Raw genomic sequence first — 15,868 nt, 5'->3', positions numbered from 1 at the left:
GCATGTCGCGTCTCGCCGCTCATCCCCTGTTCGTGCCGCTCCTGATCGCGGCGATCGTGCTCGCCTGTGGGTTCGGTCTCGGCTCCAACTTCTATCTCCGGGTCGCGACGCTGGTGTGGATCTCCGCGCTCGCCGCCATCGGCCTGAACCTGCTGATGGGCTTTGCCGGGCAGGTGAGCCTGGGCCACGCCGGCTTCTTCGGCATCGGCGCCTACACGACCGCCGTCGCGCCCAACGTGCTGTCGATCTCGCCGCTGCTGGCGCTCGTGCTCGGGCTGGTCCTGTCCGCCGCGATCGCGTTCCTGGTCGGCCGGCCGATCCTGAAGCTCAAGGGCCACTATCTCGCGGTCGCGACTCTCGGCTTCGGCATCCTGGTGTCGATGGTCCTGACCAACGAGAGCGGGCTCACCGGCGGGCCTGATGGCATGACCGTCGCCCGGCCCGAACTGTTCGGCCTGCGCATCCGTGGCGTCGACCACTGGTACTGGATCTCCGGCGCCGTCCTTGTGCTGGGCGCCTGGCTCGCCGGCAACCTGGTGCGCTCGCCCACGGGCCGGGCGCTGCGCGCGCTGCACGATTCGGAGGTCGCCGCCCGCGTGGTCGGCGTCGACGTGGCCCGCTACAAGGTGGTCGCCTTCGTCGTGTCCGCGGTCTACACGGCGCTCGCCGGCGGGATGCTCGCGCTCTTCAACGGCTTCATCACGCCGGACGTGGCCGGCTTCCTGCACTCCATCGAGTTCGTGGTGATGGTGGTGCTGGGCGGGCTCGGCTCGATCTTCGGCTCGGTCGTGGGCGCTGCAATCCTGATCGCGCTGCCGCAGGCGCTCTCGGCCTTCCAGGAATACGAACACCTGGCGCTCGGCTTCGTGCTGATGGCGTTCATGATCTTCCTAAGGAAGGGCATCGTTCCGAGCCTCGTCGCCCTGGTGTGGAGGGGAAGCAAATGAGCGCGCTCTCCGTTCAGGACATCGGCATCACCTTCGGCGGCGTGAAGGCGGTCGATTCCGTCTCCTTCAGCGTCGAGGACGGCCAGATCTTTTCCATCATCGGCCCCAACGGCGCCGGCAAGACCACGCTCTTCAACCTGATCTCAGGCGTCTACGTGCCGATGTCGGGACGGGTCACGCTCCAGGGGCAGGACGTGACCGCCGCCGCGCCGAACCGGCTTGCCGCGCGCGGACTGTCGCGGACCTTCCAGAACCTGCAGATCTTCTTCCGCATGACGGTTGCGGAGAACGTGATGGTCGGCCGGCATCTGAAGGAGGAGCGGGGCGTCTTCCCGCATCTGTTCTCGCTGCCGTCTGTGATCCGGCAGAACCGGCACAGCCGCAAGGAGGCGCTCAGGCTTCTGGAGCGGATCGGGCTGGCGGACCGGGCCGACGACCTGGCCGCGAACCTGCCCTACGGCGAACTCAAGCGGCTGGAGATCGCCCGGGCGCTCGCCACCGAGCCGAAGGTGCTGCTGCTCGACGAACCGGCCGCCGGCTGCAATGCCCGGGAGACGGAAAACATCGAGCACATGATCAAGGAGATCGCGGAGACGGGCGTGACCGTTGTCCTGGTCGAGCACGACATGCGGCTCGTCATGCGGATCTCCGACCGGATCCACGTGCTCGACTACGGCCGCACCCTGACGGAGGGCAACGCGGAAGAGGTCCGCACCAATCCGGAGGTGGTGAAGGCCTATCTCGGGACCCATGGCGCTGAGGAGGCGGCCCGTGCTCAGGATTGAGGATCTGCGGTCCGGCTACGGCCGCATCGAGGCCCTGCACGGCATCACCATCGAGGTGAACGCCGGCGAGATCGTCACGCTGGTGGGCGGCAACGGCGCGGGCAAGACGACGCTCCTGAAGGCGGTGTCGGGCGTGCAGCCGGTCAGCGGCGGACGGATCACGTTCGAGGGGGCCGACATAACCCAGGCAACGCCCCACAAGCGGGTGGCGCTGGGCATTTCCCAGTCGCCGGAGGGACGGCAGATCTTCGGGCCGCTGTCGGTGGAGGACAATCTCCGGCTCGGCGCCTACCGCTCCAGCCAGGGAAGTGCTGCGGTCGAGGCCGATCTGCAGAAGATCTACGCCATGTTCCCGATTCTGGCGGAGCGGCGAAAGAACCCGGCCGGCGGCCTGTCCGGCGGACAGCAGCAGATGCTGGCGATCGGGCGGGCGCTGATGAGCCGGCCGCGTCTGCTGCTTCTGGACGAGCCGTCGATGGGGCTCGCGCCGATCCTGGTCGACCAGATCCTGGAAACGATCGCGAGCCTGCGCGACCAGGGCGTGACGGTGTTCCTGGTGGAGCAGAACGCCTTCGCCGCGCTCTCGATCGCCGACCGCGGCTACGTCATCGAGACCGGCGAGATCGCCAAGGAAGGGACGGGCAAGGACCTGATCGCCGACCCGGCCGTGCGCGAGGCGTATCTGGGCGTTTAAGGCCCTCCGAGCGGTTCGGAGATCAGAGGCAGATCCTCCGCTTTCGGCGGCAAGTGCGCCGCGATTGCGGCCGGATTGGTGGCCTGCGCGGGTCAACCGCCACGTCCCGCGACGGTGCGCGCAGAGAGCACGACGGGACGCCTCATTTAGAAACCACGCCGCGCAGCCCGCCGCTGATCAGAACGGCGACGTCCGCCAGCGCGACCAGCGGATTGAGGCCACCGGCGACGGCCATGTAGCGCGGCTGCCATTCGGGGCTGAACTTGTTCTTGAATTTGTGCAGGCCACGGAAGTGGTAGTAGCGCTCGCCGTGCTCGAACACCGCACGTCCGACCCGGTTCCAGAGCGTCGCGCTGCCCGACCGGAAGCCGGCAAGCGGCGCCATGCCCAGCCGGAACCAGGCATAGCCCTCGTCCTTCAGAAGCAGGATCAGCTTCAGGAACAGGAAATCCATGGTCCCGTTCGGTGCGCCCGGCGCCACGCGCATCAGGTCGAGCGCGACCTCGTGGCGGCTGTCGGTCGTCATCAGGCTGGCGAAGGCGATCACCTTGCCGTCCTGCCTGAGCGTGGCGATCGGCTGGGTCGCGACGTAGTCGCGCTGGAAGGATCCGAGCGAGAAGCCTTTTTCTCGGACCTTGTTGTGGGTCAGCCAGGCATCCGAGACCTGTGCCAGCTCGTCGATGATCTCGCCCACCCGCTCCGGCGGCACCAGCTCGAAGCTGAGACCGAGCTTGTCGCCCTTGCGCAGCGCGGTGCGCAGTTCGGCACGGCGCGAGCCCTGCAGGTCGAACGCCTCGAGCCCGACGCGCGCGCTCTCGCCGAGCCGGAAGGCGGCGAGCCCCGCGTCCGCATAGAGCGCGAGGTGGTCCGGTCCGACCTCGTAGAACACCGCCCGGCCGCCGTGCCGGCGGGCCAGTTCGTTGAACTTCCACACCAGCCCCGGCCACGAGGCCGTCGCGCCGATCGGATCGAACAGGGCGACCCATGAGCGCCCCTGCCGGGCGAACATGATGAAGGCTTCGCCGTCGTCGGAGAACAGGATGCTCTTGTCGCCGGTCCGCACCAGGTTGGCCTCGGGCCGGTCCTGCTTCACCGCAATCGTCAGGGCCCGATCCATGTCTTCGGGACTGGGAGACGACGGGACGCCGGGCGCTGGCATCAACAGCCACCAGATCGCGAACAGCGAGCTCGCGAGCAGGATTCCGAGGAGCGCCCGGAGGCTGCGCGGAGCGTTGTCGGAGAATGCGAACTGCCACCACAGCTCGCTCGAGTAGGCGACCTCCTTGTAGGCGAAGAACATGACGGCGGTCGTTGCGATGGCCACCGTCGCGATCGCCACGATCCAGCGCCGGCTGAGCGTTTCGTGCAGCAGGGACGACGGCCGGTCGAACTCGGAGCGCGACAGAAGCAGCGACACCAGCAGCAGCGCCAGCACCATGGTCTCGCCGACCGCGAGCGCCTTCAGGGGCGCCAGCGCCAGCGCCAGCGCCGCCGCAATCGCCGTGACCCACCAGGCGCCGTCCAGCCGGAACAGGAGAAAGCGGGCCGTCACCACAAAGACGGTTCCGAGAATGCTCGACAGGAAATGGGCGCTTTCGACGATGGGCAGCGGCACGTAGGCGGCCAGGGCCTCCAGGCGTCGAGGCGGCGCCGGCGTCAGGCCGGACAGGACCAGCATCGCCCCGGTCACCAGGCTGAGCGTGGTCAGCACCGGCGGGGCCAGCGCCCGCGCCACTGCGGCGAGCCGCGTCGCGGCCGAGCCGGCCAGCGCGCGCCGCACTTCGAGCGTCACGATGATGAGGGCGGCGACGGCAAGCGGAAGGGCATAGTAGACCAGGCGATAAATGACGATCGCGCCGAGCACCTGATCAACCGGCACGACGCCGGCCAGTGCCGCGACGATGATCGCATCGAACACGCCGAGCCCGGCGGGCACGTGGCTGAGCACGGCGACGCCGATCGCGACCGCGAAGATGGCGACGAATGCCGGAAAGCCGATCGAGCCTTGCGGCAGCAGCACCCAGAGCACCCCTGCGCACGCCGTGACGTCGATGGCGGTGATCAAAAGCTGGCGCGCCAGAAGCCCGGCGGAGGGCAGCGGGAGCCGGAGGCGGGCCAGCCGGATCGTCCGGTTGCCCAGCAGCGTCCAGACGACCGGCAGGAGCGCGAGCGCGGCAAGGCCCGCTCCCGCGGCCTGCAGCAGGGCGGGGCTGGTGCGGACCACGTCGGCAACCGCATCGCCGGCGACGAGCAGGCCGATCGAGGCCGTCATGCAGAGCCCGAGGCCGAAGCCGACGGTGATGAACCCGATGAGGCGGGCGATCTGGTCGGGCTTCAGGCCGAGCGGCGTGTACAGACGGTAGCGGACGGCGCCGCCGGACAGCGGACCGAAGCCGGCCGTGTTGCCGATCGCATAGGCGCAGAACGAGGCCGGTGCGACGAGCCGGTATCGGATCTTCTGTCCGGCATATTCGAGGCCGGACACGTCGTAGAGCGTCAGCGCCCCGAAGCTGACGAACGTCAGAAGGACCGCGATCAGGACCCGCACGCTCGGGGTCTCGGCCAGGGCCTTGGCGACGTCATCGTAACGGACGTCTCGGGCCAGGTCCTCGATGGCCACCGCCACCAGGACCAGCAGCGCGACCGACAGGACCGGTCCGACGAAGCGGCGCCAGCGCCACCGTGAGCGACCGATCCGCGCAATTTCGGTATCGTCCGCCACGCCAGCCGTGTCCATTCCAGTCCCCGTCCGGTCGCTCGCAGGCCCGCATCCCGACGGTCCGGAGGGACCCGGCCGGGACCGAAAATTCAATTTCGTCTAGAGCATTTCCAGCCCAGGTGGAAACCGATTGGCCGTCCGGAAATGGCTCGACAAAAAGGGTTAGAGCCGTTCCGCGATTCCATCAAAGGCTGACCGGCTCTGGCGATCGATAATGGCACGTGCGGCTTTCAGGAAGCTGTCGCTTCGAGATCGTCCGCAATCCGCGCGAACACCGCCTCGAACATCTCAGGCGTGAGGCGGCCGGTGTTCGTGTTGTAGCGCGAGCAGTGGTAGCTGTCGTAGATCGCCGGCGCACCGGGCAGGCGGTGGACCGCGCCGTGGGCGAACTTGTGCCGGGACGGGCGCTCGCCGAACGTGGCGACGATCGCGTCATGGGCGATCTTGCCCAGCGCCAGGATCGCACCGACCGACGGACGCTGGGCGACGGTCGCGGCGAGGAAGGGCAGGCAGGTGCGGATTTCCGCCGGCAGCGGCTTGTTCTGGGGCGGGACGCAGCGCACCGCGTTGGTGATGGCGGCGCCCGACAGGGTCAGGCCGTCGTCCGGATCGGCCCGGTAGGTTCCGCTCGAGAAGCCGAATTTGGCCAGCGTGCCGTAGAGAAGGTCGCCGGCGAAGTCGCCGGTGAAGGGGCGGCCGGTCCGATTGGCGCCACGCAGGCCGGGTGCGAGCCCGACGATCAGGAGCCGGGCGTCGGGGTCTCCGAAGCTCGGCACCGGGGCGTTGAACCAGTCGGGATTTACGGCGCGGTTCTCTGCGCGGAAGGCGACCAGCCGCGGACAGTGGGGGCAGTCCCGGTCGGGATCCGTCCGGGAGGCGGGAACGATGGGCGCGGGTGCCGCAGCCATGGACGGTCAGTAGTCGTCCTGGTCTGCGGTCTCGCGGGCTTCGCGGTCGGCGCGCTCCTGGGCGCGCGCGGCGCGTTCGGCCGGATCGCGTCCGATTTTCGACTGCAGATTGACCAGATCGATGAAGTGGTCCGCCTGCCGGCGCAGATCGTCGGCGATCATCGGCGGCTGGGTCTGCAGCGTGGAGACCACGGAGACCTTCCGGCCGCGGCGCTGGACCGCCTCGACCAGGCGCCGGAAGTCGCCGTCGCCGGAGAACAACACGACGTGATCGACGTGTTCGGCCATTTCCATGGCATCGACCACGAGCTCGATGTCCATGTTGCCCTTGACCTTGCGGCGCCCGTTCTGATCGTAGAATTCTTTCAACGGCTTGGTAACGACATTATAGCCGTTGTAATCGAGCCAGTCGACGAGCGGCCGCAGCGTCGAGTACTCCTGATCCTCGATCATCGCGGTGTAGTAATAGGCTCTCAGGAGAAATCCCTTGGAGCTGAATTCTTTCAGAAGCCGGCGGTAGTCGATATCGAAACCGAGCGATTTCGCCGTGGAGTAGAGATTGGCGCCATCAATAAAAAGGGCAATGCGCTCGCGATCATCAAACATCGGATAGACTTTCTCTAAATACGCGAATACCGATCAAATACTCGTCACTGAGGTGTATGTGCCTGTCGTTTGCAGGTGTGGTTTCCATCTTGAAACCAGTGCGATTTCGACCGAAAACGACGGACGTTGATCAGGTGGCTACGAATCGAGCCACTTATGAATCGGACATATTTCACTCCCGGGTTGCTTTCAAGGCGAAGCAACAAAGATTGAAAAGTTGTAATGATTATTCACAAGGGCAGGGCATGTGCGGGGTGCCGGATGTCGTGCCGCCGGGGTAGTGCGGCGGATCTCGACGCAATCCCTTGCAATCGGGCCGTGCGACCTGATATCTGCTCCGGTTCCCCGAACGGCACAGGAGTTCTGCGGCGATGGCGCGCGTAACTGTTGAAGATTGTATCGACAAGGTCGACAACCGGTTCGAACTGGTTCTCCTTGCGAGCCACCGCGCCCGGATGATTTCGAGCGGCTCGGAGATCTCCGTCGAGCGCGACAACGACAAGAACCCGGTCGTTGCGCTCCGTGAGATCGCCGATCAGACGGTGAGCCCGGGCGATCTGAAGGAAGAGCTGATCCATTCGCTCCAGCGCTATGTCGAGGTCGACGAGCCGGAAGCGGAGACGGTTCCGATGATCGCCAACGAATCGGGCTCGGGCTCCTCCGAGGACGAGGTCGACCTGACCTTCAACCGGATGAGCGAAGAAGAGCTTCTGAAGGGGCTCGAAGGCATGGTGCCCCCGGACAAGAGCGAGGAGCTCTAGGACGGACGAACGACGGCCCGCGCAGCCGTCGGGGGGCTGCGACGGGACACGACTCTAGATGATGCGGCAGTACGAGCTTCTCGAACGCGTGACCCGGTACAATCCGGCGGCCGACGAGGGGCTCCTGAACCGGGCCTATGTCTATGCCATGCACAAGCATGGCAGCCAGACCCGGGCATCGGGGGATCCCTATTTCTCCCATCCGCTCGAGGTCGCCGCGATCCTGACCGACCTCAGGCTGGACGACGCGACCATCGCGGTCGCGCTTCTCCACGACACCATCGAAGACACCGACGCCACCCGGGCCGAGATCGACGAGATGTTCGGTCCGGAGATCGGCAAGCTCGTCGAGGGGCTGACCAAGATCAAGCGGCTCGATCTTGTGTCGAGCAAGGCCAAGCAGGCGGAGAATTTCCGCAAGCTGCTCCTGGCCGTGGCCGACGACGTGCGGGTGCTTCTGGTGAAGCTCGCCGACCGGCTCCACAACATGCGCACCATCCGCTACGTGCCGCCCCACAAGCGGGTGGCCGTGGCCGAGGAGACCATGGAGATCTATGGTCCGCTGGCCGGCCGGATGGGCATGCAGGAGGTTCGCGAGGAGCTGGAGGACCTGGCGTTCAAGGTCCTCAACGCGGAGGCGGCTGCGGCGATCACGGCGCGGATGGAAGCGCTGCGCGACCGCAACTGGAGCGTGATCCAGGAAATCGAGCTTGATCTCGCGGCCCGGCTCGCCGACGAGGGAATCGCCGCCAAGGTGTCCGGCCGCGAGAAGCGTCCCTATTCGATTTTCCGCAAGATGCAGCGCAAATCGGTCAGCTTCGAGCAGCTGTCCGATCTCTACGGGTTCCGCGTGATCGTGGACGACGTGGCCGAGTGCTACCGGGTGCTCGGCATCGTCCATACCTCGTGGCCGGCCGTGCCCGACCGGTTCAAGGACTATATCTCCACGCCGAAGCAGAACGACTACCGCTCGATCCACACCACCGTCGTGGGGCCGAGCCGGCAGCGGGCCGAGCTGCAGATCCGCACCCATGCCATGCACCGGGTGGCGGAGTACGGCATCGCCGCCCATGCGCTCTACACCGACCGGGAAGGTGGCGGGCGCAACATCGCGCGCCTGACCGCCGACAGCCGCGCCTACGAATGGCTGCGGCACACCATCGATCTCCTGTCGGAGGGGGACAGCTCGGAAGAGTTCCTCGAGAACACCAAGCTGGAGCTGTTCCACGACCAGGTGTTCTGCTTCACCCCGAAGGGTCGCCTGATCGCGCTGCCGCGCGGAGCGACCGCGATCGATTTCGCCTACGCGGTCCACACCGACGTCGGCAATACCTGCGTCGGCTGCAAGGTCAACGGCCGGATCATGCCGATCATGACCGAGCTTCAGAACGGCGACGAGGTGGAGATCATCCGCTCCAAGGCCCAGACGCCGCCGCCCGCCTGGGAATCGCTGGCGGTCACCGGCAAGGCGCGGGCGGCGATCCGGCGGGCGACGCGCGAGGCGGTCAGGAAGCAGTATTCCGGCCTCGGCACGCACATCATCGAGCGCGCCTTCCAGCGGCTGAACCGGACGGTGACGCCGGAGCAGCTCGAACTCGCGCGCGAACGGCTCGGCAAGGCCACGGTCGACGACCTGCTGGCGGCCGTGGGCCGGGGCGAACTGTCCTCCGGCGAGGTGGTCCGCGCCGTCGATCCGACGGCGAACCTCGACGGCGAGGCAAAGCCGGCCAAGAAGGTCGTGAAGAAGAAGGCGCCTGGGAAAGACGGTCCCCAGTCGCTGCCGATCCGGGGTCTGCGCGGCGACTATCCGGTGCGCTTCGCGCCGCATCTGGGCGCCGTTCCAGGCGACCGCATCGTCGGCATCCTGACCCCCGGCGAGGGCGTCACGATCTATCCGATCCAGTCGTCCGCACTGCAGGAATTCGAGGATCAGCCGGAACGCTGGGTCGACGTGCGCTGGGACATCGAGGACGACAGCCAGCAGCGGTTTCCGACCCAGATCATCATTGCCGCAATCAACGAGCCGGGGTCGCTGGCCTCCATCGCCCAGATCATCAGCGACAATGACGGCAACATCGACAACATCAAGATGATCCAGAAGGGCAGCGACTTCCACGACATGATCATCGATCTGGAGGTCTGGGACCTGAAGCATCTGAACCGGCTCATCCAGCAGCTTCGCGCGCTGCCGGTGATTTCGGATGCGCGGCGGGTCAACGGTTAGCGGGCGGCACGGCCGCCGAGACGGGCACGACGAGACGAGAAAGGCGGCGCCATGGCTCCTGAAGAGGTGCTGGACATCTTCCGTGACTGCGGGGCGATTCTGGAGGGGCACTTCGTGCTGACTTCGGGACTGCACAGCCCGATCTTCCTGCAGAAGGCCCGCGTCTTTCAGTATCCCGAGAAGACCGAGATCCTGTGCAAGGCCCTGGCGGACCGCATCCGTGCGGAGGTGGACGGGCCGATCGACCTGATCGTCGCCCCGGCGGTCGGCGGGATCGTGCCGGGCTATGAGACGGCGCGCCATCTGGGCGTTCGCGCCGTCTGGGTCGAGCGCGAAGCCGGTGTCTTCCAGCTCCGCCGGTTCGAAATGGAGCCCGGCGCACGGGTGGTGATCGTCGAGGACATCCTGAGCACGGGCCTGTCGATCCGCGAGACCATCACCGCGGTCAAGGCGATCGGCGGCGAGGTCGTCGCGGCGGCCGTTCTGATCGACCGCTCGGCCGGCGAGGCGGACGTGGGCGTGCCGCTGATCGCGCTGGCCGAGCACAAGGTTCCGGCCTATCCGGCTGACCAGCTCCCACCTGAACTTGCGGCGATGCCGGCGGTGAAGCCGGGAAGCCGGGGGCTTGCATAACGGCCGCGGTCGCGCCACTTGCCAAGCTGACGAGGCCGGTCAGGCGACAGGGCACGCGGGGGAGGGTTGGCGGATGAGCCCGCGGCACCTCCTCCGGGGTGTCGGCCGCCGCTGCGCCCGGCACCGTTCGGAGCGCTTCTAAACGCCGGCCGGAAAGCATATTTTAGGGAGGCGGTCCGTCGCTCGGGGATCGACCTGCCCACGCTACGACGTTTTGGACAATGATTTTCGGCCGCCGCGAAAGACCCAGATTTCAGGAACGGATGCGCACCGCGCTGTGGCCCCGCCGCTCGTGGGGGCGCTCGATGCGCTATTTCCGCAAGCGGGTCATGCGGCTGTCGGCGACGCCGCATGCGATCGCCGCCGGGGTGGCCGCCGGCGTCTTTGCCTCGTTCACGCCGTTCATCGGCCTGCACTTCATCCTCAGCTTCGTCGTGGCGTTCGTGATTGCCGGCAACTTCATTGCCGCGGCTCTGGGCACGGCGGTCGGCAATCCGCTGACCTTCCCGCTGATCTGGGCGGCTTCGTTCGAGGTTGGCCGCAGAGTCCTCGGCCGGGAGATGACGGAAGCGGCGAGCAGCTTCACCGAGTCGGGCGTGTCGGCCGGACTGCTTGCGGATTCGTGGGACAAGATCTTCTGGCCGGTGATCTTCCCGATGGTCGTCGGCGGGGCGCTGATCGGCTCGGTCGCGGGCCTGATCGCCTACTTCATCACCCGATACGTGGTCACCGCATATCAGACGGCGCGGCGCGCCCGGTTCCAGCAGAAGCTCGAGGCGATGCGCGCGGAAAAGGCCAATATCCGGCAGGAATCGTGACGGTCCGATGAGCTTCGAATTGCAGCGGCCCCTTCGGCTGGGCGTAAACATCGATCACGTGGCCACGGTGCGCAACGCACGCGGCGGACGGCATCCCGACCCCATCAGGGCCGCGCAACTGGCCATCGAGGCGGGCGCCGACGGCATCACGGCGCACCTGCGCGAGGACCGGCGGCACATCGTGGACACCGATATCGCGCGGCTGGTGCGGGAGATCGACCGACCCCTCAATCTGGAAATGGCGGCCACCGACGAGATGGTGGCGATCGCGCTGCACACGCGGCCGCATGCCGTCTGTCTGGTGCCGGAAAACCGCGCGGAACGCACCACGGAAGGCGGGCTCGATGTCCTCGGCGGACAACTCCGGCTGCGCACACCCGTTCGGCTTCTGGCCGATTCCGGTGCGCGGGTCTCGCTGTTCGTCGAGCCAGATGCGGAGCAGATCGACGCGGCGCGGGACCTGGGGGCGGCGGTCGTGGAGCTGCACACGGGGCGCTACTGCGATCTCGTGACCGCCGGCGACCAGGCGGCGGATGCCGAACTGGCCCGGCTCCGGGACGCAGCCGCACACGCCGACGCGATCGGCCTGGAGGTCCATGCCGGTCACGGCATCGATTTCGCCACGGTCGGCCGGATCGCCGCGATCCCCGAGGTGGTGGAACTGAACATCGGTCATTTCCTCGTGGGCGAGGCGATCTTCGTCGGACTGGCAGACGCCATAGCCAGGATGCGTCTTCTGATGGAAGAAGCGCGCGGAGAGGAACCGGCATGATCATCGGGATCGGCTCGGATCTGATCGACATCCGGCGCATCGAGCGCACGCTCGACCGGTTCGGCGACCGGTTCGTGGAGCGGGTGTTCACGGAGATCGAGCGCGAACGGTCCGACCGGCGCAGGAACCGGGCCGCCTCCTATGCCAAGCGGTTCGCCGCCAAGGAAGCGTGCTCCAAGGCGCTCGGCACCGGAATCCGCATGGGCGTCAAGTGGCGGGAAATGGGTGTGGTCAACCTGAAGACCGGGCAGCCGACCCTGGAGTTGAAGGGGGATGCGGCAGCACGTCTCGCCGCCCTGACTCCAAATGGCCACTATTCCTCGATTCATCTGACCATCACCGACGATTACCCGCTGGCCCAGGCCTTCGTGGTGATTTCGGCGGACATGATCACCGCCGCCCCGACCGACCGGTCGTAGCGGCCTTCGACACGACAGCGACGAGAGGTCCGTTGCGCGGGGTGTGGCGAGCCGATATCAAGGCCGCATCGCCGTGCATCCGCGAGGCTCGCCGCAACCAGGGCGGCACCGCCCGCGGCGCCGAACCACGGGCAACACGGCAACCAGGATTGCCCGCAGACATCTAGGGACAGAATGAGCGTGACCAGCGACAAACCCGCGAAGCAGGGCGGCCTCTACGAGACCGTGAAAGTGGTCGTACAGGCGCTTCTCATCGCGCTGGTGATCCGCACCTTCCTGTTCCAGCCGTTCAACATTCCGTCCGGCTCGATGATGGATACGCTGCTGATCGGCGACTATCTGTTCGTGAACAAGTTCAGCTACGGCTACAGCCGCTATTCGTTCCCGTTCGGCATGGTGCCGCTGTCGGGCCGCGTGCTGGCGTCGGAGCCCGAACGGGGCGACGTCGCCGTGTTCAAGCTGCCGTCGGACAACTCCACCGACTTCATCAAGCGGGTGATCGGGCTTCCCGGCGACAAAATCCAGGTGATCGACGGGGTCGTGCACATCAACGGCGAGGCCGTTCAGCGCGAGAAGATCTCGGACTTCGTCGACACCGATGCCAACGGTCAGGAAGTTCGCATTCCGCGCTATGTGGAAACGCTGCCGAACGGCGTGTCCTATCAGGTGCTCGATGCCGACGCCCGCGGCTTCTGGGACAATACCCGGGTCTACGAGGTGCCCGAGGGCCACTTCTTCATGATGGGCGACAACCGGGACAACTCGTCGGACAGCCGCGTCCTCAGCTATGTGGGCTACGTCCCGTTCGAGAACTTCGTCGGCCGCGCGTCGATCATCTTCTTCTCGATCCGCGAGGGCGCGCCCGTGTGGCAGGTCTGGCGCTGGCCCTGGGACGTGCGCTGGAACCGGATCCTCGATACTCTATGACCGGGCGCAACGGCGGCGGCTTGGCAGACGTCGAGGCGGTTCTCGGGCATCGGTTCGCCGATCCGGACCTGCTGCGCACGGCGCTGACCCACGCCAGCGCCCTGTCGTCTTCGTCGGAGGCCACCCAGAGCTATCAGCGGCTTGAGTTTCTCGGCGACCGCGTGCTCGGGCTGAGCGTCGCCGCGCTGCTCTATCGGGCCTATCCGGAAGCGGACGAGGGCGAACTCGCCCAGCGCTACAATCAGCTCGTGCGGGGCCAGACCTGCGCGGAGGTGGCTCGGGACTGGAACCTCGACAAGGCCCTGGTGCTGGGGGCGGGGGAGAACCAGTCGAAGGCAAAGCCGGGCACGGCGGTGCTGGCGGACGCCTGCGAGGCGGTCCTCGGCGCGCTCTATATCGATGCGGGATACGAAGCCGTGTCGGCCCTGGTGGAGCGGGAATGGGGTCCGCGCATGCGCAAGGCGATCCGGCCCGCGCGCGACGCGAAGACGACCCTGCAGGAGTGGGTCCAGGCCCGCGGCGAACCGACCCCGGCCTACCGGCCGATCGGGCGCAGCGGCCCGGACCACGCGCCGCGCTTCACGGTCGAGGTCGATGTGAACGGGATCGAGCCGGGGCGTGGTCACGGCGGATCCAAACGGGAAGCCGAACAGAACGCGGCACGCGCCGTGCTCGTTCGCGAAGGAGTCTGGAGCGATGACGGCGACACCGCCTGACGAGCCGCTTCGCGCGGAAGAGGCCGGCCCGGCGACGACCTGCGGCATCGTCGCGCTGATCGGGGCGCCGAATGCCGGCAAGTCCACCCTGGTGAATGCGCTGGTGGGCATGAAGGTCTCGATCGTCACCCACAAGGTGCAGACAACCCGCGGCGTGGTGCGCGGGATCATGCTGGAGGGCGAGACCCAGGTCATCCTGGTCGACACGCCCGGCATCTTCGACCCGCGGCGCAGGCTGGACCGGGCGATGGTGAAGACCGCGTGGGGCTCCGCCCACGATGCCGACCTCGTCTGCGCGCTGATCGATGCCAAGCGCGGTCTCGACGAGCCTGCGGAGAAGATGCTGGCCGGGCTGGAGAACATCCGCGGCCCCAAGGTCCTGATCCTGAACAAGGTCGATCTGGTGGCGAAGAGCGAACTTCTGGGGCTGGCCGAAGAAGCCAACCGCCAGGCGAACTTCGACGAGACGTTCATGATCTCCGCCCAGACCGGCAGTGGCGTGGCCGAGTTGAAGACGGGTCTCTGCGCGCGGATGCCGAAGGGGCCGTGGCTTTATCCGGAGGATCAGATCTCCGACCTTCCGGAGCGCATGCTGGCGGCCGAGATTACTCGCGAGAAGCTGATGCTCCGGCTGCACGACGAACTGCCCTATGCCTCCACCGTGGAGACGGAGCAGTGGAAGCGGCTGCGCAACGGCAGCGTGCGCATCGAGCAGACGATCTATGTGGAGCGCGAGAGCCAGAAGAAGATCGTGCTGGGGCAGGGCGGGCAGACCATCCGCGCGATCTCTCAGGCCGCCCGCGCCGAGATCGCCCAGATGATCGAGACGCCGGTGCACCTGTTTCTGTTCGTGAAGGTGCGCTCGCGCTGGGCCGACGACCCGGAGCGCTACCGGGAGATGGGCCTGGATTTCTCGAACTGAGCATGAGGACGTCGAAGAAGTTCCGATCGGGCACTCCGCCGGCAGGACAGCATCCATCAGCGCTCGACAGAGCGCCGGCCGGAGCAAAGCCAGGAAAAGTGGTCTGCGGTTTTCCGTCCGGCTTTGCGGCTTAATAAGCAGGCCGCCCACCCGGAGCCGGTGAGCGGAGCGAACTCGGCGTGAGGGGCAGAAAACAGGCTGCGGCCTGTGGCCCTGGATCCCGACTTTCGTCGGGATGAGCGGAGGTCTTGTGAAGCCATGGAATGGCGGGACGAGGGGATCGTGCTGTCGACGCGGCCGTTCGGCGAGACCAGCGTGATCCTCGATATCATCTCCAAGGAGCACGGGCGCGCATCGGGCCTTGTCAAGGGCGGGCGGTCGCGGCGGATGCGGCCCAGCCTGCAGCCGGGCAACTCGGTGGAAGTCACCTGGCGGGCGCGGCTCGACGACCAGCTCGGCAATTTCGCCGTGGAGCTGTCCAGGGCGCGGGCCGGCCATCTGATGGAGACGGCGACCGGCACGTTCGGCATCCAGGCGATCGCAGGCCTGCTTCGCCATCTTCCCGACCGCGACCCGCATCCGAGGCTTTACGAGACGGTGGGGCTGGTGGTCGAGCACCTGGACGAGCCGGCCGCCGCCGCCGCGGTCATGGTCCGGTTCGAACTCGCCTTCCTGGAGGAGATGGGCTTCGGCCTCAATCTCTCGAGCTGCGCGGCCACCGGTCTGACGGAGGGGCTGGTCTGGGTCTCGCCCCGCAGCGGCCGGGCCGTTTCCCGGGAAGCCGGCGAACCCTATGCCGACAAGCTGTTGCCTCTGCCGGGTTTTCTGACGGCGCCAGAGGACAGGCTGCCGAGTGGCGTCGGCGATCTGCGGGCCGCCTTCGACCTGACCGGCCACTTCCTCGACGCCTGCATTCTCGGTCCGGCCGACAGGGTGCTGCCGGCCGCCCGCGAGCATTTCGTCTCCGCGGTGGCGCGCGGGCTCGGCGCCAACCGGTAAAAGTCAGGGGAACTGCGG

16 protein-coding genes are annotated in these 15,868 nt (G+C 67.0%); 13 read left to right on the top strand and 3 right to left on the bottom strand.

Annotation, left to right across the window (positions count from 1 at the left end; all coding sequences use genetic code 11):
- The first annotated feature begins 2 nt into the window (after positions 1–2).
- Genes J2S73_RS12725 through J2S73_RS12715 form a run of 3 tightly spaced genes read left to right on the top strand, consistent with a single transcriptional unit; the run spans position 3 to position 2,426 of the window.
- Complete coding sequence (locus tag J2S73_RS12725; protein ID WP_306885918.1) at positions 3–947, top strand: branched-chain amino acid ABC transporter permease; 945 nt, start codon at positions 3–5, stop codon at positions 945–947.
- Complete coding sequence (locus J2S73_RS12720) at positions 944–1,732, top strand: ABC transporter ATP-binding protein (protein ID WP_306885917.1); 789 nt, start codon at positions 944–946, stop codon at positions 1,730–1,732. The genes J2S73_RS12725 and J2S73_RS12720 overlap by 4 nt, the downstream gene beginning before the upstream one ends.
- Positions 1,719–2,426, top strand: a complete 708-nt coding sequence (locus tag J2S73_RS12715; protein WP_306885916.1) for an ABC transporter ATP-binding protein — start codon at positions 1,719–1,721, stop codon at positions 2,424–2,426. Before J2S73_RS12720 ends, J2S73_RS12715 begins: the two co-directional genes overlap by 14 nt.
- Positions 2,427–2,568: 142 nt before the next feature.
- On the opposite strand, the gene mprF is transcribed toward J2S73_RS12715, so the two are convergent.
- The 3 genes from mprF to J2S73_RS12700 form a co-directional block, all read right to left on the bottom strand.
- On the bottom strand, positions 2,569–5,163 hold the full coding sequence (gene mprF / locus J2S73_RS12710) for a bifunctional lysylphosphatidylglycerol flippase/synthetase MprF (protein ID WP_306885915.1): 2,595 nt from the start codon (positions 5,161–5,163) through the stop codon (positions 2,569–2,571).
- Between the two features lie 212 nt (positions 5,164–5,375).
- A complete protein-coding gene (locus J2S73_RS12705; RefSeq protein ID WP_306885914.1) occupies positions 5,376–6,053 on the bottom strand; it encodes a uracil-DNA glycosylase in 678 nt (225 codons plus the stop codon).
- Between the two features lie 6 nt (positions 6,054–6,059).
- Positions 6,060–6,659: a LabA-like NYN domain-containing protein gene (locus J2S73_RS12700; protein ID WP_306885913.1), complete on the bottom strand. Its 600-nt coding sequence runs from the start codon at positions 6,657–6,659 to the stop codon at positions 6,060–6,062.
- A 371-nt stretch (positions 6,660–7,030) separates the two neighbouring features.
- On the opposite strand from J2S73_RS12700, the gene rpoZ reads away from it, so the two are divergent.
- From rpoZ to recO, 10 genes are all read left to right on the top strand, one after another.
- Positions 7,031–7,420 carry a DNA-directed RNA polymerase subunit omega gene (rpoZ, locus tag J2S73_RS12695; RefSeq protein WP_306885911.1) on the top strand — a complete coding sequence of 130 codons (390 nt, stop codon included), beginning with the start codon at positions 7,031–7,033 and terminating at the stop codon, positions 7,418–7,420.
- A gap of 58 nt (positions 7,421–7,478) precedes the next feature.
- On the top strand, positions 7,479–9,644 hold the full coding sequence (locus tag J2S73_RS12690; protein WP_306885910.1) for a RelA/SpoT family protein: 2,166 nt from the start codon (positions 7,479–7,481) through the stop codon (positions 9,642–9,644).
- A 51-nt stretch (positions 9,645–9,695) separates the two neighbouring features.
- Positions 9,696–10,277 carry an orotate phosphoribosyltransferase gene (gene pyrE / locus J2S73_RS12685; protein WP_306885909.1) on the top strand — a complete coding sequence of 194 codons (582 nt, stop codon included), beginning with the start codon at positions 9,696–9,698 and terminating at the stop codon, positions 10,275–10,277.
- 263 nt (positions 10,278–10,540) lie between these two features.
- The gene (locus J2S73_RS12680; RefSeq protein ID WP_306885908.1) at positions 10,541–11,095 is read left to right on the top strand and encodes a DUF2062 domain-containing protein; all 555 of its coding nucleotides are present in this window, start codon (positions 10,541–10,543) and stop codon (positions 11,093–11,095) included.
- A gap of 7 nt (positions 11,096–11,102) precedes the next feature.
- The gene (locus J2S73_RS12675; RefSeq protein ID WP_306885907.1) at positions 11,103–11,867 is read left to right on the top strand and encodes a pyridoxine 5'-phosphate synthase; all 765 of its coding nucleotides are present in this window, start codon (positions 11,103–11,105) and stop codon (positions 11,865–11,867) included.
- Positions 11,864–12,286, top strand: a complete 423-nt coding sequence (acpS, locus tag J2S73_RS12670; protein WP_306885906.1) for a holo-ACP synthase — start codon at positions 11,864–11,866, stop codon at positions 12,284–12,286. Before J2S73_RS12675 ends, acpS begins: the two co-directional genes overlap by 4 nt.
- 174 nt (positions 12,287–12,460) lie before the next feature.
- Positions 12,461–13,213, top strand: coding sequence for a signal peptidase I (lepB, locus tag J2S73_RS12665; RefSeq protein ID WP_306885905.1), 753 nt, complete (start codon positions 12,461–12,463; stop codon positions 13,211–13,213).
- On the top strand, positions 13,210–13,929 hold the full coding sequence (gene rnc / locus J2S73_RS12660) for a ribonuclease III (protein ID WP_306885904.1): 720 nt from the start codon (positions 13,210–13,212) through the stop codon (positions 13,927–13,929). The genes lepB and rnc overlap by 4 nt, the downstream gene beginning before the upstream one ends.
- The gene (gene era, locus J2S73_RS12655; RefSeq protein ID WP_306885903.1) at positions 13,910–14,851 is read left to right on the top strand and encodes a GTPase Era; all 942 of its coding nucleotides are present in this window, start codon (positions 13,910–13,912) and stop codon (positions 14,849–14,851) included. Before rnc ends, era begins: the two co-directional genes overlap by 20 nt.
- A 258-nt stretch (positions 14,852–15,109) precedes the next feature.
- Positions 15,110–15,850 carry a DNA repair protein RecO gene (recO, locus tag J2S73_RS12650; RefSeq protein ID WP_306885902.1) on the top strand — a complete coding sequence of 247 codons (741 nt, stop codon included), beginning with the start codon at positions 15,110–15,112 and terminating at the stop codon, positions 15,848–15,850.
- Positions 15,851–15,868 lie beyond the last annotated feature (18 nt).

This window comes from Amorphus orientalis, assembly GCF_030814015.1.
GTDB classification, from domain to species: Bacteria; Pseudomonadota; Alphaproteobacteria; order Rhizobiales; family Amorphaceae; genus Amorphus; species Amorphus orientalis.
Note: the sequence above shows the minus strand (reverse complement) of the source record. Positions and strands in the feature narration are given on the sequence as shown.